We start from the raw sequence: 20519 nt of genomic DNA, 5'->3' as shown, positions 1-20519 counted from the left end.
GCGCCTCAGCTCTGCGACGCGGCTTTGGGAAGAATGTCGTTGGCCACCATCTCGCCGAACGGGCTGACGTAACCGGCGCTTTTCGGCAGCTCCGGACGCTCGATGTCGAGGTGCGGGAACAGCAGTTCAGCGACGCGATACGACTCTTCGAGGTGTGGATAACCGGAGAAGATGAACGTATCGATGCCCAGATCCGCGTATTCCTTCACACGGGCGGCCACGGTCGGGCCATCGCCGACCAGCGCCGTACCCGCACCGCCCCGCACCAGACCGACGCCGGCCCACAGGTTCGGGCTGACTTCGAGGTTGTCGCGACTGCCGCCGTGCAGCGCGGCCATGCGTTGCTGACCAACCGAATCAAAGCGCGCCAGTGACGCCTGCGCACGCTTGATGGTGTCGTCGTCCAGATGCGAGATCAGCCGGTCGGCTGCTTGCCAGGCTTCGGCGTTGGTTTCGCGCACAATCACATGCAGACGAATGCCGAAGCGCACGGTACGTCCGAGCCTGGCGGCTTTGGCGCGCACCTGCTCGATTTTCTCGGCCACCGCCGCTGGCGGCTCGCCCCAGGTCAGGACCATCTCGACCTGTTCGGCAGCGAGATCCTGCGCCGCCTCCGAAGAGCCACCGAAGTACAGCGGCGGACGCGGTTGCTGGATCGGCGGATAGAGCAGTTTGGCGCCCTTCACGCTGATGTGCTCGCCGTCGTAATCGACGGTTTCGCCTTCCAGCACGCGACGCCAGATGCGGGTGAATTCCACCGAAGCCTGATAACGCGCTTCGTGATCGAGGAACAGACCATCACCGGCCAACTCTTCCGGATCGCCACCGGTCACCAGGTTGAACAGCGCACGGCCGCCGGACAGACGATCCAGGGTCGCTGCCTGCCGCGCCGCGACCGTCGGGGAAATGATCCCGGGGCGCAGGGCGACAAGGAATTTCAGACGCTGAGTTACCGGGATCAGCGACGCGGCCACCAGCCACGAGTCTTCGCACGAACGGCCGGTGGGAATCAGCACGCCGCCAAAACCCAGACGATCCGCCGCTTGCGCGACCTGTTGCAGATAACCGTGGTCAACGGCGCGGGCGCCTTCGGCGGTGCCAAGGTAATGGCCGTCGCCGTGGGTAGGCAGGAACCAGAAGATATTAAGGCTCATGGAGTGGTCTCCTTGGGGATTCGATTTACTGGGCTTGGCTGACCGAGCTTTGGGCCACAGCGGCCGGTGGCGTCCAGATCACGTCCTTGATGCTCAACGGCTTGGGAATCAGCTTGAGCTGGTAGAAGGTGTCGGCGATTTTCTGTTGCGCGGCGACCACGTCCGGGGTCAGGAACAGCGCACCGTAGCCTTGGCGCTTCACCGAGGTCAGGGTGATGTCCGCCGGCAGGCCGAGCAGTGGCGCGACCTGTTGGGTCACGTCTTCAGGATTGGCTTTGGACCACTCGCCCACGGCGCGCACTTCTTCGACGAGGGTCTTGATCACCTCGGGATTTTTCTGCGCGTAGGGTTTGGTCGCGAGGTAGAACTGATGGTTGTCGACGATGCCTTTGCCGTCACGCAGGGTGTGCGCTTGCAGCTGTTGCTCGGCAGCGGCCTGGTACGGGTCCCAGATCACCCAGGCGTCGACGCTGCCGCGTTCGAACGCGGCGCGGGCATCGGCCGGCGGCAGGAATACGGTCTGGATATCGGCGTATTTTAGGCCGGCATCTTCAAGGGCGCGCACCAGCAGGTAGTGCACGTTGGAGCCTTTGTTCAGCGCGACTTTCTTGCCCTTCAGATCGGCGACCGATTTGATCGGCGAGTCTTTCGGTACGAGGATCGCTTCGCTGTTCGGCGCTGGCGGCTCGTAGGCGACATAGAGCAGGTCAGCACCGGCAGCCTGAGCGAATACCGGTGGGGTCTCGCCGGTAACACCGAAGTCGATCGAGCCGACGTTCAGGCCTTCGAGCAGTTGCGGGCCGCCGGGGAATTCAGTCCATTGCACGTCCACGCCTTGCGCGGCCAGACGCTTTTCCAGAGTGCCTTTGGCTTTGAGCAGCACCAGCGTGCCGTATTTTTGATAACCGATCCGTAGAGTCTCGGCCTGAGCTTGAGTAATGGCGCCGAAGGACACAGCCGCAGCAAACAGAGCGACCAGACCACGACGCAAAAATACAGTGCGCATAGCGCTCTCCTTTTTGCTGTTGGGTTTTGGCTGCACCTGCTTGGCCGTTAGCGGCTGAGTAAGGTGAGTGGAGCAAATTCGGGTAAGGCTTAAATGCTCCAGCGAGCACTCAATAAACGTTCATTCAACAGGCCCGGCTCCAGCGGTTTCGGCCGGCGAGCCATGGCACTGACAAACTGCTCCAGTGCTTCGTGCAGACGCTGCTCCAGCGCCGGCGCCAGTTGCGCCTGGGCACTGCCTTCGCCGTAAGCAATCTGGCTGTCCTCGGCAAAAATCCCTTGCAGCATTTCCTGGGCTTTCAATGCCGACAGCACGGGCTTGAGGGCGTAATCGACCACCAGCATGTGGGCGATGCTGCCGCCCGTGGCCATCGGCAGCACAATCTTGTGGTTCAGGGCGCGTTCCGGGAGCAGATCGAGCACGGTCTTCAGTGCGCCGGAAAACGACGCCTTGTACACCGGCGTGGCGATCAGCAGACCGTCGGCGTTTTCAATCTGCGCCAGCAGGTCGAGCACCTTCGGGCTGTCGAAGCGGGCGTGAAGCAAGTCTTCGGCCGGGAAGTCCCGCACCTGATAACTCACCACTTCCACCCCCTGCTCCTGCAACCAGCGTTGCGAGCGCTCCAGCAACACCCCGGAACGGGAGCGCTGGCTGGGACTGCCACCGAGTGAGACGACCAGCATTCAGACAATTCCTTGCGCGTTACAGGCGATTCGCGGGTTGCGATCTCGCTTCAATGGAGTGACCTTACCAGCTGATTTATATATCCATAAATCATATTTATTCATTTGGTTATGCATTTAAGAGATATGAGGTTTGCTTTGTTCCGGGCAAAAAAACAGGCCGTGAAAACGGCCTGAAATCCCCTGCTTTGTGGTTCTGAATTCTGTACTGCCCGGACTGACGCCTTCGCGAGCAGGCTCGCTCCCACAGGGAGACTGCATTTCAAATGTGGGAGCGAGCCTGCTCCGGGCGGCGTTCCGACGAAAGCGCCGGTAGTTACAAGAAATATCTCACTGGATTCACTTATTCGGCTGCGGCGTCAGGCGCAGGTATGGTTTCACCGCACGATAGCCTTTGGGGAAGCGCCGCTTGATCTCTTCCTCATCCTTGAGCGACGGCACGATCACCACCTCCTCACCGTCCTGCCAGTTGGCCGGGGTGGCCACCTTGTAGTTGTCGGTAAGCTGCAGCGAATCGATCACCCGCAGGATCTCGTGGAAGTTGCGTCCGGTGCTCGCCGGGTAGGTGATGGTCAGGCGGATCTTCTTGTTCGGATCGATGACGAACAGCGAACGCACGGTCAGCGTGTCGTTGGCGTTCGGGTGGATCAGATCATAGAGATCGGACACCTTGCGGTCGGCATCGGCCAGGATCGGGAAGTTGACGATGGTGTTCTGGGTTTCGTTGATGTCTTCGATCCACTTGTGGTGCGAGTCCACCGGGTCCACCGACAGCGCAATGGCTTTGACGCCGCGCTTGCTGAACTCATCCTTGAGCTTGGCGGTGAAGCCCAGCTCGGTGGTGCACACCGGGGTGAAGTCGGCCGGGTGGGAGAACAGCACACCCCAGCTATCGCCCAGCCACTCGTGAAAACGAATCTTGCCGGCGCTGGAATCCTGTTCGAAATCGGGGGCGATGTCGCCGAGTCTGAGGCTCATGGTGCTGCTCCTGATGAGTTGTTGGAGAACTCAACTGTAGCTTGGGATTTGCCATCATGAAAAAGAATAAATAACTAGATATCTAGCACCTAAAGGAATATTAAACATCGTTCACTGGACGCTCGCCGCCATCGCGACGAACATCGACCCCAAGGTTCGAGAAGGCCTTGAGTAGCTGCAAAAGAGGGGAATTTCGGGAAGGGCTTACGGGGGTGAGCCTGACCCGAAAATGCAAAAGCCCCGTCCGGCGCGATGCCGGACGGGGCTTTTTTACATCAGCCGCTTGAGCGCGCTATTACAGCAGCGGGATCGAGTAGCTGACGATCAGGCGGTTTTCGTCCTGGGAACGGGTGTTCGCCAGGTCGGTACGCCACATCGCGTTTTTCCAGGCAACGCCGAGGTTCTTCAGCGGACCTTCCGGAATCACGTAACCGATGGTCAGGTCACGTTCCCACTCGGTTTTTTCGCCCAGCGGAGTGTCGATGTTGTTGCCACGCAGGTAGATCACGTTGGCGGTCAGGCCAGGAACGCCGATCTTGGCGAAATCGTAGCCGTAGCGAGCCTGCCAGGTACGCTCGCCAGCACGGGCGAACTTCTGGATCTGCATGTCGGTGATGGTGCTGTTCGACGAGCCGTCACCCTGGTTCAGCCAAGGGAAGTCGCTGTCGCCTTTGGTGTACTGGTAACCGGCACCGAAGGTGTGACCTTCAACCGAGTACAGGGCCAGGTAGCTGTACAGATCGTTGTCGACTTTGCCCTTGACGGTTTTGCCACCGTAGTAGCCGCTGGTGTAGTAGGCAGCGGTATCGCCGTTGGCACCGTTGTCGCGGCTGCGGTAGTAACGCAGGTCGCTTTTCAGTACGCCCGGGCCGATTGCCCAGTTGTGTACCAGACCCAGGAAGTTCTGCGAGTAGAAGTCTTTCAGCTCACCGTAGTAGTACGAAGCGGTCAGGTCTTTGGTGACCTTGTAGTCCGCACCACCGTAGTAGAACTTGTTGCTGAACACGCCTTTGTCATAGTTCGAACCAGCGTTCGCACCGGCAATCGACATGTTCTCGTTGTTGCTGGAGTTACGACCTTTCACGGCCTCGACCTGACCGGCAGTCAGGGTCAGATCCTTGAACTCGTTCGAGGTGATCGCTTCACCCTGGAAAGTTTGCGGCAGCAGACGGCCGTCGTTGTACTTGATGACCGGGTTGTTCGGCATCAGGGTACCGACTTTCAGTTCGGTCTGAGAGATCTTGACCTTGCCGGTCACGCCCAGGCTGGCGAAGTCATGCACGGCACGGTTGCCATCGCTTGGGAACACGGTGCCGCCCGACGCGGTACCGGCGGAGTTGCCACTGGTGGCCGGGCTGGAATCCAGACGCACGCCGTACAGGCCGATCGCGTCAACACCGAACTGCACGGTGCCTTGGGTGTAGCCGGAGATGAAACGCAGATCGAAGCCTTGGCCCCACTCTTCGTTCTTGTTCGCACCAGCGCCATCACGGTTGTCGGTGTTGATGTAGAAGTTACGCAGCCCCAAGGTGGCCTTGCTGTCTTCGATGAAACCGGCGGCGCCTGCCTGCTGCGCCAAAACCCCTACGGCCACAGCCAGGGCCAAGGTGGACTTGTTCATGTAAAGCTCCTCTCGTTTCTAATTCTTGTGTTCCTGGCCCGGGGTCTGATGCCCTGGATCCTAAGATGCGCGATTAGCGCCAGACCGTGACTGACAAGTCAATCGTAACCTTGTGTGTCTACGACCAAGGTCTAATCGCAGTGATTTGGTCCGTGCAGAGTAAAGATTTCCTGATAAACCCAAAAAGAATTTATTCATTCTTTTTCATATCATTTCGAAATATGGCCAGTATCGGCCACCTCCGCCGGGAAACAGCGTATCGGCGACTAAGCTCATTCCTAAATGGTATTTGTTAGCCTTTTTTTATATCGATTAGCTTTGGCGCAACCCCGATTCGTCAAACCCTATCGAAAAGGCGACGCCATGATGGCCAAACGCGCACTATCTAGTCAATTTGTTACAGTTTGTGTATCAGCGCTGATTTCTTTTTCCGTCCATGCCGCCAACCTCACCGTTGGCTATCAAACCGGTATCGACCCGAGCAAAGTCCCTCAGGCCGACGGCGTCTACGAGAAGACCATCGGCGAGAAAATCGACTGGCGTCGCTTCAATAGCGGCCCGGAAGTTGTGACAGCCCTTGCATCGGGCGACGTACAGATCGGCAACCTTGGCTCCAGCCCTTTGGCAGCGGCCGCTTCTCGCAATCTGCCGATCGTCGCTTTCATTGTTTCAGCGCAGATCAACGCCGCCGAGGCGCTGGTGGTGCGCAATGGCAGCGGGATCAATACCCCGCAGGACCTGGTCGGCAAGACCATCGCCACGCCTTTCGTTTCCACCTCCCACTACAGCTTGCTCGGCGCACTCAAGCACTGGGGCCTGGACACCTCGAAAGTCAAAGTGGTGAACCTGCAGCCCGCAGAAATCGCAGCGGCGTGGAAGCGTGGGGACATCGACGGCGCGTTTGTCTGGTCGCCGGCGCTGGGGGAAATCCGCAAGACCGGCAAGACCCTGACCGATGCCGCACAAGTCGGCCAATGGGGCGCACCGACCTTCGAAGTCTGGGTCGCGCGCAAGGACTACGCCGAGAAGCATCCTGAGGTGGTGGCCAAGTTTGCCAAGGTCACTCTAGACGCATTTGCCGATTACGCCAGCCATAAAGACAGCTGGACGGCGGACTCGGCGCCGGTGCAGAAAATCGCCAAATTGACCGGTGCCAATGCCGCCGACGTGCCGGAGCTGCTGGCTGGTTCGGCCTTCCCGGATGCCAAGGCGCAGCAAACCACCGCACTGCTGGATGGCGGCACGGCCAAAGCGATAGGTGAGACGGCGAAGTTTTTGAAGGAACAGGGCAAGGTCGAGACGGTGCTGCCGGATTATTCGCCGTACGTGAGCGCGAAGTTTGTAACCGAATAAAGATACATAGGTGGCGAGGGAGCTTGCTCCCGCTGGAGGCCGAAGGACTCCCAATTCCGGCAAACACCGGTTTGGGGCCGCTTCGCAGCCCAGCGGGAGCAAGCTCCCTCACCACAAGAATCACCCGCTAATCTTCAGAGAGTCTTTTCGAAGATCTTCGAATTGCGCTGATAGTTGTACAGCGACGCCCGCGCCGCCGGCAGGCGCTCGACGCTGCTAGGCTCGAAGCCACGTTCGCGGAACCAGTGCGCGGTGCGGGTGGTGAGGACGAACAGGGTTTTCAACCCTTGCGCCCGGGCACGGGTCTCGATGCGCTCCAACAGTTCATCGCCGCGACCGCCATGACGGTACTCCGGATTCACCGCCAGGCACGCCAGCTCTCCGGCATCCGAATCGGCAATCTGGTACAACGCCGCACAGGCGATGATCATGCCTTCACGCTCGACCACGCTGAACTGCTCGATCTCGCGCTCCAGCACTTCGCGCGAACGACGCACCAGAATCCCCTGCTCTTCCAGCGGGCTGATCAAATCGAGCAAACCACCGACGTCTTCAATCGCCGCCTCGCGCACCAGTTCGAATTGCTCCTGAGCGACCAGCGTACCGCCACCGTCGCGGGTGAACAGTTCGGTCAGCAGCGCGCCGTCTTCGGCGTAGCTAACGATATGGCTGCGCGCGACACCGCCACGGCAAGCCTCGGCGGCGGCATCCAGCAGTTCGGCCTGATAGTTGTTGCCCAGACGCGCCAGATGCGCAGGCACCTGTTGTGGCCGCAGTTCGCGCACCAGTTTGCCGTTTTCGTCGATCAGACCGAGGTCAGCGCCGAACAGCAACAGTTTGTCGGCACCGAGGTCGATGGCGGCGCGGGTGGCGACGTCTTCGCAGGCGAGGTTGAAGATTTCCCCGGTCGGCGAGTAGCCCAGCGGCGACAGCAGCACGATCGAGCGCTCGTCGAGCAGGCGATTAATGCCTTTACGGTCGACCCGGCGCACTTCGCCGGTGTGGTGATAGTCGACGCCTTCGAGCACGCCGATCGGCCGCGCCGTGACCAGGTTGCCGCTGGCCACCCGCAGACGCGAGCCTTGCATCGGCGACGAGGCCATGTCCATCGACAGCCGCGCTTCAATGGCGATGCGCAACTGACCGACTGCATCGATCACGCATTCCAGGGTCGCTGCATCGGTGATGCGCATGCCGTGGTGGTAGTGGGGGGTCAGGCCGCGAGCGGCGAGGCGGGTTTCAATCTGCGGACGCGAACCGTGGACCAGCACCAGACGCACGCCGAGGCTGTGCAACAGCACCAGGTCGTGGACGATGTTGCCGAAGTTCGGATGCTCCACGCCGTCGCCGGGCAGCATGACGACGAACGTGCAGTCGCGGTGGGCATTGATGTAAGGGGACGCGTGACGAAGCCAATTGACGTATTCGGGCATGAACCTGGGCCTGTAATAAATAGCAGCCGAAAAAAGGGCGAAACGGAAAATGCACAGCGGGCTGATGGTTATCGTCGGAACAGGCTTGGCGACACGCGCGCTCTCCTCATGAATACGGGTTCGATTCCCACTAATTTAACGACTTTCCCTGTAGGAGCTGCCGCAGGCTGCGATCTTTTGACTTTGTTTTTAAAAGACAAGATCAAAAGATCGTCCGAACGCGGCCCGAGCCTTCGGCAGCTCCTACAAGGGATGTGTTCAATTCTTCAGGCAGTAATGTTCAATCAACTGCCGCAATAGGTGCACGGTAGGCTGCAAACGTGACATTTCGAGGTATTCGCCGGGCTGGTGGGCACAGGCGATGTCGCCGGGGCCGAGCACGATGGTTTCGCAGCCAAGGCGCTGAAGATAAGGCGCTTCGGTGCCAAACGCCACTGCTTCAGCACGATGGCCGGTGAGCTTTTCGGCGATGCGCACCAATTCGGCGTCTTCGGCCTGTTCGAACGGCGGCACTTCCGGGAACAACGGTTTGTAATCGATCTTCACCTGATGCCGCTCAGCCACCGGGTTGAGCTTGCGCAGGATTTCCGCGCGCAGGACTTTCGGGTCCATGCCCGGCAGCGGGCGCAGGTCGAACTCCAGCGAACACTGGCCGCAGATGCGGTTGGGGTTATCGCCGCCATGAATACAGCCGAAGTTCATGGTCGGCTGCGGCACGCTGAACTGCGGATTGTTGAATTCACGCTGCCACAGCAGGCGCAAACCGCGCAGCTCGCCGATGGCATCGTGCATCGCCTCGAGGGCGCTGTGGCCCAGACGCGGATCCGACGAATGGCCGCTCTGCCCGAGGATATCGATGCGCTCCATCATGATGCCCTTGTGCATGCGGATCGGCTTGAGCCCGGTCGGCTCGCCGATCACCGCCGCACGGCCCAGCGGCTTGCCGGCCTCGGCCAGCGCACGAGCACCGGACATCGAACTTTCTTCATCACAGGTGGCGAGAATCAGCAGCGGTTGCTTGAACGGTTGGTCGAGCAGCGGCTGCACGGCCTCGATGATCAGCGCGAAAAAGCCCTTCATGTCGCAACTGCCCAGCCCGACCCAGCGGCCGTCAACTTCGGTAAGCTTCAGCGGATCGGTCTGCCACAGCGCATCGTCATAAGGCACGGTATCGCTGTGCCCGGCCAGCACCAGACCGCCGGGGCCGCTGCCGTAACTGGCGAGCAGGTTGAATTTGCCGGGGCTGACCTGCTGGATATCGCAGCTGAAGCCCAGATCACCCAGCCATCCGGCGAGCAAATCGATCACCGCCCGGTTGGACTGATCCAGGCCCGGTTGGGTGCAACTGACCGACGGTGCGGCGATCAGTGCAGCGAACTGGTCTTGCATGGACGGCAAAGGCATCGCTGACTCCAACTCCGATTTGAAGTCCATCATAGAGCCATCCGGCGCCAGGAATAAACCGCCGCAGGGCGTAGGAAGTTTGAGTCCTGTACACTGCACGGCCTTGGCAGCCACACATTCCCCCGGCTGCGCTCCCGATCCTGGATTTTCCGGCCATGCAGAAAGAAACCGAAATCAAACTCCGCGTCAGCCGCGAAACCCTCGCTGCCCTGCGCGAGCACCCGCTACTGAAAAAACGCAACAAAAATGGCTGGGAACGCCGTGAGTTGATGAACCAGTACTTCGACACCCCCGAGCGCGACCTGGCCCAAGCCAAAGTCGCCCTGCGCCTGCGCAAGGACGGTGACGAAGTGATTCAGACCCTCAAGACCCGCGGCCAGAGCGTTGCCGGTCTGTCCGAGCGTAACGAGTACGACTGGAAGTTGCCCAAAGCCAAGCTCGACGTGAAGAAACTCGACGGCGAATGCTGGCCCGAGTCGCTGGCCGAGCTGGACAAGAAAACCCTGAAACCGATCTTCACCACCGATTTCGTCCGCGAGCGTGCGGAAATCGCCTGGGGCCGCGGCAAGGCCAAAGTGGTCATCGAAGCTGCGCTGGACCTCGGTCACGTGGTGGTCGGCAAACAGAAAGAAGAAATCTGCGAGCTGGAACTGGAGCTGCGCGAAGGCGAGCCGGCCGCACTGCTGGAACTGGCCGCCGAACTGGCCGAAACCCTGGCCCTGATGCCGTGCGACATCAGCAAGGCCGAGCGCGGCTACCGTCTGTACGACGTCAACAGCTACTCGCTGAGCCTGCCGGCGCCGCAACTGACCCCGGAAACCCAACTCGATGACGCCTTTGCCGCTCTAGCCTGGCACTTGCTCGGCAGCAGCCAGCGTCTGGCCGAACAATATCGCTTCAATGGCCACTGGCGCCTACTTCAGGACTGGGTCGAGAACCTCGCGGAAATGCGCGCCCTGCTCAGCAGCCTCGGCCAGGCGGCACCGCGTCCGGCCACTCACGACCTGCGCGTGGCGCTGGACGCATTGCTCGAAGACTGGCGCCCGCTGGTTCAGGTCGGCATCGAAGACGAAGACGTGCGCAAGGCGGCGCCGGAGCAATTCCTCGAAGAACTGGAAGACCCGCGCTGGGGCCTGTTCTCGCTGACCGCATCACGCTGGCTGCTGGCCCGCGCCTGGACCGCCGAGCGCAACACCCGCGGCAACCGCCAGGGCGCCGCGCAACTGCACAGCTGGCTGCCGCGCCTGCTGGGCGAGGAAGCCACGTCCCTGCAATTGCAGCGCTATCAGCAGCAACCGGAAGATCTGGCCGAGCAACTGCCGCGCATCGAGCGCATCCAGGTCTGGCTGCACCACGCGCGCAACGTGCTGGAGATTGCGGAAATGGATCGCCTGTACGGCGAGCTGAACAAACTGGCGCAACTGGCCAACGAACCGACCATCACTGACGAACTGCTCGATGCGCGCAAGCAGCAGGCGATTGCGGTTTATCAGAATCGTGCGTGGAAAATGCTGCTGCGCATGTGATGCTCAGCAATACCTGAAAACTGTGGCGAGGGAGCTTGCTCCCGCTGGAGGCCGATGGACTCCCAATTCCTGCAATTGCGGATTTTGGGGCCGCTTCGCAGCCCAGCGGGAGCAAGCTCCCTCGCCACAAAGGCCATCCGCGCTAGACCGGCAGGCTGGTGGTGGACTTGATCTCCGACAGCGCCACAATCGAATTCACTTCCTGAATCCCCGGCACCAGCGACAGCTTTTCGAAGAAGAATCGCTCATACGCCTCGATGTCCGCCGCGACAATGCGCAACAGAAAGTCCACCGCGCCCATCAACACATAACACTCCAGCACTTCCGGAAAACCGCGAATCGCCTCGGTGAATTCGGTGAAGTTCGAACGCCCGTGGGCGTTGAGTTTGATCTCGGCGAAGATCTGCGTGTTCAGGCCGATCTTCTTGCGATCAAGCAAGGTCACCTGACCGCGAATGATCCCCTCCTCCTTCATCCGCTGAATGCGCCGCCAGCACGGTGACTGCGACAGGCCCACCTGCTCGGCGATCTGTGCGCTGGACAAGGAAGCGTCCTCTTGCAGCAGGGCGAGAATCCTGCGGTCGTAGCTGTCCAGCTCGCTGTGCATAGAAAAACCTCAAATATGAATTCATGCGAATCAAACCGGTCGATCATTCGCCAATAACATCGATCTTAGCCAAGAAATGCCCGGCACCGAATGTAAAAATTTCTCCAGTGTTTTTTGGAGACTCGCCATGCCGCACCTCGAAGCCGTGAATACCGCTCCAACCCGGGCCGATGTCTGGAACGTCAACAACAGCCATTGCCTGGCGCAGTATCAGATCCTCGCCGAAGCCGAGCCGGATCTGTTGGTGCGGGTGCTGAATTTGTTTGCGCTGCAATTCCTCACGCCGCAACAGGTCCACGTCGAGCGGCTCGACGATCTGCTGTCGATCGATATCGTCATTGATGGTCTGAGCTGGCATCGCGCCCAGGTGATTGCGGAAAAACTTCGTAACCTGATCAGCGTCTGCTCGGTCAACCTGCAAAACGCCGACGCGGCGTGGGATACGCCCGCGCAAGCGGTTGGCTGAAAAATCCGGCAACGGCTTTGTCGGGTAGTGGCCCAACGGTCTGCGGGGCCACGACTATCCTTTGCGCACAGTCGTTCAAAAGGAGCCCGCATGTCCGTTCAACTCGCCACTCAGGACCGCTGGCTGGATCTCAACGATGTGTTGCGTGAGCTGGTCGCCCAAGGCTTTATCAGCCAGGACTCGGCGGAGCAGGCGCTCAACGCCCGGCGCCGCCATGCGACCCACGGCCAGCAACATCCGCTGGAGTTCATCGCCAGCCAGCAACTGGATGACCTCAGCCGTCCGGGTAAACATCTGGATCTGGAAAGCCTGACCCTGTGGCTGGCGCAGCAGGCCGGCCAACCGTACATGCGCATCGACCCGTTGAAGATCAACGTCGCCGCCATCACCCCGCTGATGTCCTACGCCTTTGCCCAGCGGCACAGGATTCTTGCGGTGGCGGTCGACCGCGACGCCGTGGTCGTGGCCAGTGCCCAGCCCTACGTCACCGCTTGGGAAGCCGACCTGACTCACGTGCTGAAGCTGCCGATCAAACGGGTGGTCGCCAACCCGGTGGACATCCAGCGCTTCAGCGTCGAGTTCTTCCGCCTGGCCAAATCGGTCAGCGGCGCCAGCAATGCCGATCAGCAAAGCGGCAACCTCGGCAACTTCGAACAACTGCTCAACCTCGGCGCCAGCGATCAGGAACCGGACGCCAACGATGCGCATATCGTCAACATCGTCGACTGGCTGTTCCAGTACGCCTTCCAGCAACGCGCCAGCGATATCCACATCGAACCGCGCCGCGAACAAGGCACCGTGCGCTTTCGTATCGACGGCGTGTTGCACAACGTCTATCAATTCCCGCCGCAGGTGACCATGGCGATCGTCAGCCGCCTGAAAAGCCTCGGGCGGATGAACGTCGCCGAGAAGCGCAAACCCCAGGACGGCCGGGTCAAAACCAAAACCCCGGACGGCGGCGAGGTGGAGCTGCGGCTCTCGACGCTGCCCACCGCGTTTGGCGAAAAAATGGTCATGCGGATTTTTGACCCGGAAGTGCTGCTCAAGGACTTCGATCAGTTGGGCTTTTCCGCCGATGACCTGCGCCGCTGGCAGGACATGACCCGCCAGCCCAACGGCATCATCCTGGTCACCGGGCCAACCGGTTCGGGCAAGACCACCACGCTCTACACCACGCTGAAGAAACTGGCGACGCCGGAGATCAACCTCTGCACCATCGAAGACCCGATCGAAATGGTCGAGCCGGCGTTCAATCAGATGCAGGTGCAGCACAACATCGAGCTGAGTTTCGCCGCTGGGGTGCGTGCGTTGATGCGACAGGACCCGGACATCATCATGATCGGCGAGATTCGCGACCTGGAAACCGCGGAAATGGCGATTCAGGCGGCGCTCACCGGCCACCTGGTGCTGTCGACCCTGCACACCAACGATGCCCCCAGTGCTATCAGCCGGTTACTCGAACTCGGCGTGCCGCACTACCTGATCAAGGCCACGGTGCTCGGGGTCATGGCCCAGCGTCTGGTGCGTACCTTGTGCCCGCACTGCAAGGCGCCGCTGACGCTGGAAGAGGAGGACTGGCAGACACTAACCCGCCCCTGGCAGGCGCCGCTGCCGGGCAATGCGCAACGGGCGATCGGCTGCCTGGAGTGCCGCGACACCGGTTATCGCGGGCGCGCCGGGGTTTACGAAATCATGCAACTGAGCGACAGCCTCAAAACCCTCATCACCCCGGACACCGACCTTACCGCCATCCGACGGCAAGCCTTCAAGGAAGGCATGCGCAGCCTGCGCCTGTCGGGTGCGCAGAAGGTCGCGGCGGGGCTGACCACCCTCGAAGAAGTGCTGCGGGTGACGCCGCAAAGCGAGCAGAAATAGGCCACTACGGAACCGGATTGGCGAATCGTTATCCAACGCCGTAGTTAACCCCCAGGAGTCACTCAATCATGCGTCTCAAACTTGCTGTCGCCACCCTTGCCTTGCTGTCCCTTCCCGTTGGTTCAGCGATGGCCGACAGCTTTTGGCGTAACGTCATTTCGTCCGGCGCCACCACCGGTTCGACCTACCTGACCTTCAAGGATCACAAGCTGATCGTTGCCGCACAGGACGATGCCGGCAGCTTCGTTGCCAGCGATGGCGGCATCCGTGGGCCGTACCTGGAAGCAGCGATGCAGAAAGTCCGCGCCGACAATCCGGGCCTGCAGGCCACGGACATGGAACTGGCGAATGCGATTCTGGCGAAGAACGCAGTGGCCTCCGAGTAAGCCAGGCGCCAACAAAAATGCCGCTCGATCGAGCGGCATTTTTTAAGCAAAAAGCAAAAGATCGCAGCCTTCGGCAGCTCCTACAGGGATCAGTGTAGGAGCTGCCGAAGGCTGCGATCTTTTGCTCTTCAGCGGTAATCGTCCACCGGGACGCAAGCACAAAACAGATTGCGATCCCCATAAACGTTATCCACCCGATTCACCGCCGGCCAATACTTGTGCGCCTTGGTGTGCGCATCCGGGGTGATGCCCTGCTCGATGCTGTAAGGCCGCTCCCAGACTCCGGTGACATCCGCCAGGGTATGTGGAGCACGCTTGAGCGGGTTGTCTTCCGCCGGCCAGTTGCCGTTCTGCACTTCGGTGATTTCCGCACGGATGCTCAGCATGGCGCCGATAAACCGGTCCAGTTCGGCCTTGGATTCGCTCTCGGTCGGCTCGACCATCAACGTCCCCGGCACCGGAAAAGACATGGTTGGCGCATGGAAACCGTAGTCCATCAGGCGCTTGGCGACGTCTTCTTCGCTGATCCCGGTCTGCGCCTTCAACGGCCGCAGATCGAGAATGCATTCATGGGCCACCCGCCCGTTGCGCCCGGTATACAGCACCGGAAATGCGCCGGATAAATGCTGCGCCAGATAGTTCGCGGCGAGGATCGCCACCTCACTGGCATCCGCCAGTTGCGGCCCCATCATCGCGATGTACATCCAGCTGATCGGCAAAATGCTCGCACTGCCCCACGGCGCCGCGCTGACCGCGCCGTTCTGCGGCAGCGGGCCGTCAATCGGCACGACCGGATGATTGGCGACGAACGGCGCCAGGTGCGCGCGTATGCCGATCGGCCCCATGCCCGGCCCGCCGCCGCCGTGGGGAATGCAGAACGTCTTGTGCAGGTTCATGTGCGACACGTCGGCGCCGATGTCCGCCGGCCGCGCCAGCCCGACCTGCGCATTCAGATTGGCGCCGTCCATGTACACCTGCCCGCCGTGCTGGTGGATAACTTCGCAGATTTCGCTGATGCCCTCCTCGTAAACACCATGGGTCGACGGATAGGTCGCCATCAGGCACGACAATTTGTCCCCCGCCTCGGCCGCCCTGGTTTTCAGGTCGTCCAGATCGACGTTGCCGGCCTCGTCGCATTCGACGATCACCACGCGCATCCCGGCCATCTGCGCCGAGGCCGGGTTGGTGCCGTGGGCCGAGGACGGGATCAGGCAGATATCCCGCGCGCCCTGATGCCGGCTCTCGTGATATTTGCGAATCGCCAGCAGCCCGGCGTACTCGCCCTGAGCCCCGGAGTTGGGCTGCATGCAGATCGCATCGAACCCGGTGATCGCGCACAGCCAGCGCTCCAGTTCTTCAATCATCAAGGTGTAACCGACTGCCTGCTCCCGAGGCGCGAACGGGTGCAGGTTGGCGAACTGCGGCCAGGTGATGGGGATCATCTCGCTGGTGGCGTTGAGCTTCATGGTGCAGGAACCCAACGGGATCATCGACTGGTTGAGCGCCAGATCCTTGTTCTCCAGTTGCTTGAGGTAGCGCAGCATCTCGGTTTCGCTGTGATGCGCGTTGAACACCGGATGGCGCAAGTAAGGCGTCTTGCGCTGGAGGCTGTCGGGGATGCCTGAAACCAACGTTTCTGTATCGAGTTGCTCGACGTTCAAACCATGATCGGCACCGAGCAGCACGTCGAACAGTTTGGCCACCGTGCTTTCATCGCACGTCTCGTCAAGACTCAACCCGACTCGACCACGGCCGAGAATCCGCAGGTTGATCTGCGCAGCCTTGGCGCTGTCGATGATCGCGCTCTGCGCGCCGCCAACCTCCAGCGTGAGGGTGTCGAAAAACTGCCCGTTAACCCGCGCAATACCATGGCGCTCAAGGCCCGCCGCCAGGATGCAGGTCAAGCGGTGCACGCGCTGGGCGATGCGTTTCAAGCCTTGCGGCCCGTGATACACCGCGTAGCAACTGGCGATGTTGGCCAGCAGCACCTGCGCGGTGCAGATGTTCGAATTGGCCTTCTCGCGGCGAATATGTTGCTCGCGGGTTTGCAGGGCCATGCGCAACGCGACATTGCCACGAGCGTCTTTCGACACGCCGATGATCCGCCCCGGAATCGCTCGTTTGTACTCTTCGCGGCTGGCAAAAAACGCCGCATGCGGGCCACCGTAGCCCATCGGTACGCCAAAGCGCTGGGACGAACCGAACACCACATCCGCGCCCAGTTCACCCGGTGGCGTCAGCAGCAACAGGCTCAGCAGATCCGTGGCCACGCAGGCCAGCGCCTGCTGCGCGTGCAGTTGATCGATGACCGGACGCAAATCACGAATCTCGCCGTGGGTGTCGGGATACTGCAGCAATGCGCCGAATACCTGATGCTGGCCGAGGTTATCCACAGCGTCGATGATCAGCTCAAAGCCGAAGCCTTCGGCGCGGGTCTGCACCACGGAAAGAGTCTGTGGATGACAGTTCTCATCGACGAAAAACAGATTGCTCTTCGACTTCGCCACACGTTTGGCCAGCGCCATGGCCTCCGCCGCAGCCGTTGCCTCGTCGAGCAACGAAGCATTGGCCAGCTCCAGTCCGGTGAGGTCGATGGTCAGTTGCTGAAAATTCAGCAGCGCTTCGAGACGGCCCTGAGCGATCTCCGGTTGATACGGGGTGTAGGCGGTGTACCAGCCGGGATTTTCCAGCACATTGCGCAAGATGACCGTGGGCGTCAGCGTGCCGTGGTAACCCATGCCGATCAGGCTGGTCCACACTTGGTTCTGCTCGGCATAACCGCGCAGCTTGGCCAGCGCCGCTTGCTCATCAAGGGCCGGCGGCAAATCCAGCGCCCGGTTCAACCGAATGCCCGGCGGCACCGTCTGCTCGATCAGTTCGACCCGGCTGCCGAGACCGAGGCTGTCGAGCATCGCCTGTTGCTCGGCAGCGTCGGGCCCCAAATGGCGGCGCAGGAAGGCTTCGGGGTCACGTAACTGGCTCAAGGATGGCAACTGGGACATGACGGGCTCTCTCTTGGCTGCTCGGCGTCAATGCAACACGGTCAAACCAGCATAGCAGCCGATACCGACGCGCACGGCTTGGCGGCAGCGGGGTTCCGGGGCATGCTGTAGCACCTGCATCAGGCGTCCCACTTTCGGATGATCGAACCCTCATGAGCCAACTGCCGTTCCTGCCGTTTTCCAAACCTGTCATTGATGAAGCCACGATTGCCGCCGTCGGCGATGTGCTGCGCTCCGGCTGGATCACCAGCGGGCCGAAGGTCCAGGCCTTTGAAGCGCAGTTGTCGGAATATTTCGGCGGGCGCCCGGTGCGCACCTTCAACTCCGGCACCTGCACCATGGAAATCGCCCTGCGCATCGCCGGTATCGGCCCGGGTGACGAAGTGATCACCACGCCGATTTCCTGGGTCGCCACCGCCAACGTGATCCTCGAAGTCGGCGCCACCCCGGTGTTCGCCGACATCGACCCGGTGACCCGCAACATTGATCTGGACAAGCTCGAGGCAGCGATCACCCCACGCACCAAAGCGCTGATTCCGGTGTACCTCGCCGGCCTGCCGGTGGACATGGATCGGCTATATGCCATCGCGCACAAACACAATCTGCGCATCGTCGAAGACGCCGCGCAGGCGTTGGGTTCGAGCTGGAATGGCCAGCGCATCGGCGCCACTGGCGACTTCGTGTCGTTCAGTTTCCAGGCCAACAAGAACGTGACCTGTTCCGAGGGCGGCTGTCTGGTGCTGAATACTGCGGAAGAAGCGCGGCTGGCGGAGAAATATCGCCTGCAAGGCGTGACCCGCAACGGCTTCGACGGTCTCGACGTTGATGTGCTCGGCGGCAAGTTCAACATGACCGACGTCGCCGCGACCATCGGTCTGGGTCAATTCGCCCATATCGAGGCGCTGACCGCCCATCGTCAGGAACTGGCCCGTCATTACTTCAAATGTTTTGGCGATGACTTCGAAGCGATCTATGGCGCGCAATTGCCGCCCGCGGATTTCACTCACAGCAACTGGCACCTGTTTCAGCTGGTCCTGCCGGAGCGCAAGGACGGCTTGCCGGCCCGCGCTACGTTCATGGAACAGATGCAGGCACACGGCATCGGCATCGGCTATCACTACCCGCCGATTCATTTGCTGAGTCTGTACCGCGAGCGCGGTTTCAAGGAAGGGATGTTGCCGGTGGCCGAGCGCGTCGGGCGACTGATTGTGTCGTTGCCGATGTTCAACACCATGACCAAGGAAGATGTCGAGCGGTCGGTGGCGGCGGTGAAAGCGGTATTGAAGCCCTGAAGCGCTCTTAATGTAGGAGCTGCCGCAGGCTGCGATCTTTTGATTTTGTCTTTAAGAACAAAGTCAAAAGATCGCAGCCTGCGGCAGCTCCTACAGGGGCGAAGATTATTCGCCGATTGCAGCCTTGTAGCCGGCGGCGTCCAGCAGCTTGTCCAGATCAGCAGCGTTGGCTGGCTTGAGCTTGAAGATCCACGCCCCGTACGGATCGGAGTTCAGCAGTTCCGGCGAGCCGCTCAGCTCTTCGTTGACGGCGATGACTTCGCCGGCAATCGGCGAGTAGATATCGGAGGCCGCTTTCACCGACTCAACCACGCCAGCTTGATCCTCAGCAGCAAACACCTTGCCCACTTCAGTCAACTCGACAAACACCACATCGCCCAGCGCTTCCTGCGCGTGATCGCTGATGCCCACGGTAACGGTGCCGTCGGCTTCCAGACGCGCCCACTCATGACTTTCGGCAAAACGCAGTTCAGCGGGGATATTGCTCATGCTCGGTGTCCTCAAGAAAATTGTCAGCGGTCAGGCCCGCCGGAAAAGGTCAGATCAAGGTTTTGCCATGGCGCACGAAGGTCGGTTTGACCACTCGTACCGGATACCACTTGCCACGGATTTCCACTTCGGCGCGGTCGGCGGTGGCCATCGGTACACGCGCCAGGGCAATCGATTTGCTTAGCGTAGGAGAGAAACTACCACTGGTGATCTCTCCTTCGCCAACATCGGCGATACGAACCACCTGATGGGCACGTAAAACACCGCGCTCCTCAAGCACCAGCCCCACCAGTTTGTGCGCAACGCCGGCGGCTTTTTCCGCTTCCAGCGCAGCACGCCCGATGAACTGCCGCGAGGTCGGTTCCCAGGCAATGCTCCAGGCCATATTGGATGCCAGCGGCGAGACATCCTGATGAATGTCCTGGCCGTAGAGGTTCATCCCGGCCTCGACCCGCAACGTATCGCGGGCGCCGAGGCCGATCGGCGAAATGCCGGCACCGACCAGATCGTTGAAAAATCCCGGCGCCTGCTCGGCCGGCAAAGCGATTTCCAGACCATCCTCACCGGTGTAGCCGGTGCGCGCAATGAACCAGTCGCCATCGACGTGAGCTTCGAACGGTTTGAGATGTTTGATCAGTTCGGCGCGGGACTGGGTCACCAGTTCGGCAATTTTCTGCCGGGCCTGCGGGCCTTGAATGGCGAGCATCGCCAGATCCTGACGCTCATGCAATTGCACGTCGTAACCGGCGATCTGCGTCTGCATCCACGCCAGATCCTGGTCGCGGGTGGAGGCGTTGAATACCAGACGATAACGGTCTTCGAGGCGATAGACGATCATGTCGTCGACGATGCCGCCACGCTCGTTGAGCATCGTGCTGTAGAGCGCGCGGCCGGGGCGGTGCAGGCGCTCGACGTCATTGGCCAGCAAATGCTGCAGCCAGCCCTTGGCCTGTGGGCCATCGACGTCGATAACGGTCATATGGGAAACATCGAACACCCCGCAATCGCGGCGCACCTCATGGTGTTCCTCGACCTGCGAGCCGTAATGCAGTGGCATGTCCCAACCGCCAAAATCGACCATCTTCGCGCCGAGGGCGAGATGCAGGTCATACAGAGGCGTACGCTGTCCCATGGGTTTCTCCTTCCGGGCGTGGCGAAGGTGCGGACAGCCGCTGCACGGGGTGAAAGCCGCTAAATAGAAGGCTTTCAGCCGATTTCAGCGAACGGGTCTGTCAGACGAACCG

The 20519-nt window shown here is 60.8% G+C and carries 17 protein-coding genes; 6 read left to right on the top strand and 11 right to left on the bottom strand.

What is annotated here, in order from left to right; genetic code table 11:
- Positions 1 to 5: 5 nt before the first annotated feature.
- The 5 genes from ssuD to OC71_RS18395 form a co-directional block, all read right to left on the bottom strand.
- The gene (gene ssuD, locus OC71_RS18415) at positions 6 to 1154 is read right to left on the bottom strand and encodes an FMNH2-dependent alkanesulfonate monooxygenase (RefSeq protein ID WP_041072113.1); all 1149 of its coding nucleotides are present in this window, start codon (positions 1152 to 1154) and stop codon (positions 6 to 8) included.
- A 25-nt stretch (positions 1155 to 1179) separates the two neighbouring features.
- A complete protein-coding gene (locus OC71_RS18410) occupies positions 1180 to 2160 on the bottom strand; it encodes a sulfonate ABC transporter substrate-binding protein (protein ID WP_041072111.1) in 981 nt (326 codons plus the stop codon).
- Positions 2161 to 2249: 89 nt separating this feature from the next.
- Entirely contained in the window at positions 2250 to 2843 is a 594-nt protein-coding gene (gene ssuE / locus OC71_RS18405) for an NADPH-dependent FMN reductase (RefSeq protein ID WP_041072109.1), read from the bottom strand.
- A gap of 339 nt (positions 2844 to 3182) precedes the next feature.
- Positions 3183 to 3821 carry a peroxiredoxin gene (locus tag OC71_RS18400; RefSeq protein ID WP_041072107.1) on the bottom strand — a complete coding sequence of 213 codons (639 nt, stop codon included), beginning with the start codon at positions 3819 to 3821 and terminating at the stop codon, positions 3183 to 3185.
- Between the two features lie 295 nt (positions 3822 to 4116).
- Positions 4117 to 5442 carry an OprD family porin gene (locus OC71_RS18395; protein ID WP_041072104.1) on the bottom strand — a complete coding sequence of 442 codons (1326 nt, stop codon included), beginning with the start codon at positions 5440 to 5442 and terminating at the stop codon, positions 4117 to 4119.
- Positions 5443 to 5805: 363 nt separating this feature from the next.
- Here OC71_RS18395 and tauA point away from each other — a divergent pair, with 363 nt between their 5' ends.
- Positions 5806 to 6795: a taurine ABC transporter substrate-binding protein gene (gene tauA, locus OC71_RS18390; RefSeq protein WP_041072102.1), complete on the top strand. Its 990-nt coding sequence runs from the start codon at positions 5806 to 5808 to the stop codon at positions 6793 to 6795.
- A 134-nt stretch (positions 6796 to 6929) separates the two neighbouring features.
- Here the strand turns inward: tauA and argA are convergent, their stop codons facing one another.
- Both argA and argE read right to left on the bottom strand, forming a co-directional pair.
- The gene (gene argA / locus OC71_RS18385; protein WP_007967974.1) at positions 6930 to 8228 is read right to left on the bottom strand and encodes an amino-acid N-acetyltransferase; all 1299 of its coding nucleotides are present in this window, start codon (positions 8226 to 8228) and stop codon (positions 6930 to 6932) included.
- Positions 8229 to 8486: 258 nt separating this feature from the next.
- Positions 8487 to 9632, bottom strand: a complete 1146-nt coding sequence (gene argE / locus OC71_RS18380) for an acetylornithine deacetylase (protein ID WP_041072182.1) — start codon at positions 9630 to 9632, stop codon at positions 8487 to 8489.
- 155 nt (positions 9633 to 9787) lie between these two features.
- On the opposite strand from argE, the gene OC71_RS18375 reads away from it, so the two are divergent.
- Positions 9788 to 11158 carry an inorganic triphosphatase gene (locus OC71_RS18375; protein ID WP_041072101.1) on the top strand — a complete coding sequence of 457 codons (1371 nt, stop codon included), beginning with the start codon at positions 9788 to 9790 and terminating at the stop codon, positions 11156 to 11158.
- 142 nt (positions 11159 to 11300) lie between these two features.
- On the opposite strand, the gene OC71_RS18370 is transcribed toward OC71_RS18375, so the two are convergent.
- Positions 11301 to 11765, bottom strand: a complete 465-nt coding sequence (locus OC71_RS18370) for an Lrp/AsnC family transcriptional regulator (protein ID WP_027610503.1) — start codon at positions 11763 to 11765, stop codon at positions 11301 to 11303.
- A 127-nt stretch (positions 11766 to 11892) separates the two neighbouring features.
- Between OC71_RS18370 and OC71_RS18365 the strand changes: the two genes are divergently transcribed.
- From OC71_RS18365 to OC71_RS18355, 3 genes are all read left to right on the top strand, one after another.
- Positions 11893 to 12231 carry a hypothetical protein gene (locus tag OC71_RS18365; RefSeq protein WP_041072098.1) on the top strand — a complete coding sequence of 113 codons (339 nt, stop codon included), beginning with the start codon at positions 11893 to 11895 and terminating at the stop codon, positions 12229 to 12231.
- 90 nt (positions 12232 to 12321) lie between these two features.
- Positions 12322 to 14106: a GspE/PulE family protein gene (locus OC71_RS18360; protein ID WP_041072096.1), complete on the top strand. Its 1785-nt coding sequence runs from the start codon at positions 12322 to 12324 to the stop codon at positions 14104 to 14106.
- 65 nt (positions 14107 to 14171) lie between these two features.
- Positions 14172 to 14492 carry a DUF2388 domain-containing protein gene (locus OC71_RS18355; protein WP_169843014.1) on the top strand — a complete coding sequence of 107 codons (321 nt, stop codon included), beginning with the start codon at positions 14172 to 14174 and terminating at the stop codon, positions 14490 to 14492.
- Between the two features lie 128 nt (positions 14493 to 14620).
- Here the strand turns inward: OC71_RS18355 and gcvP are convergent, their stop codons facing one another.
- Entirely contained in the window at positions 14621 to 17494 is a 2874-nt protein-coding gene (gene gcvP / locus OC71_RS18350; RefSeq protein ID WP_041072094.1) for an aminomethyl-transferring glycine dehydrogenase, read from the bottom strand.
- Positions 17495 to 17646: 152 nt separating this feature from the next.
- On the opposite strand from gcvP, the gene OC71_RS18345 reads away from it, so the two are divergent.
- Positions 17647 to 18786 (top strand): DegT/DnrJ/EryC1/StrS aminotransferase family protein, encoded by a 1140-nt coding sequence (locus OC71_RS18345; protein ID WP_041072092.1) that lies wholly within the window; start codon positions 17647 to 17649, stop codon positions 18784 to 18786.
- Between the two features lie 105 nt (positions 18787 to 18891).
- Here OC71_RS18345 and gcvH read toward each other — a convergent pair whose 3' ends face one another.
- On the bottom strand, positions 18892 to 19275 hold the full coding sequence (gene gcvH / locus OC71_RS18340; protein ID WP_041072090.1) for a glycine cleavage system protein GcvH: 384 nt from the start codon (positions 19273 to 19275) through the stop codon (positions 18892 to 18894).
- 49 nt (positions 19276 to 19324) lie between these two features.
- A complete protein-coding gene (gene gcvT, locus OC71_RS18335) occupies positions 19325 to 20407 on the bottom strand; it encodes a glycine cleavage system aminomethyltransferase GcvT (protein ID WP_041072088.1) in 1083 nt (360 codons plus the stop codon).
- Positions 20408 to 20519 lie beyond the last annotated feature (112 nt).

It is taken from the genome of Pseudomonas sp. W15Feb9B, assembly GCF_000828175.1.
Lineage (GTDB): Bacteria > Pseudomonadota > Gammaproteobacteria > Pseudomonadales > Pseudomonadaceae > Aquipseudomonas > Aquipseudomonas parakoreensis.
Note: the sequence above shows the minus strand (reverse complement) of the source record. Positions and strands in the feature narration are given on the sequence as shown.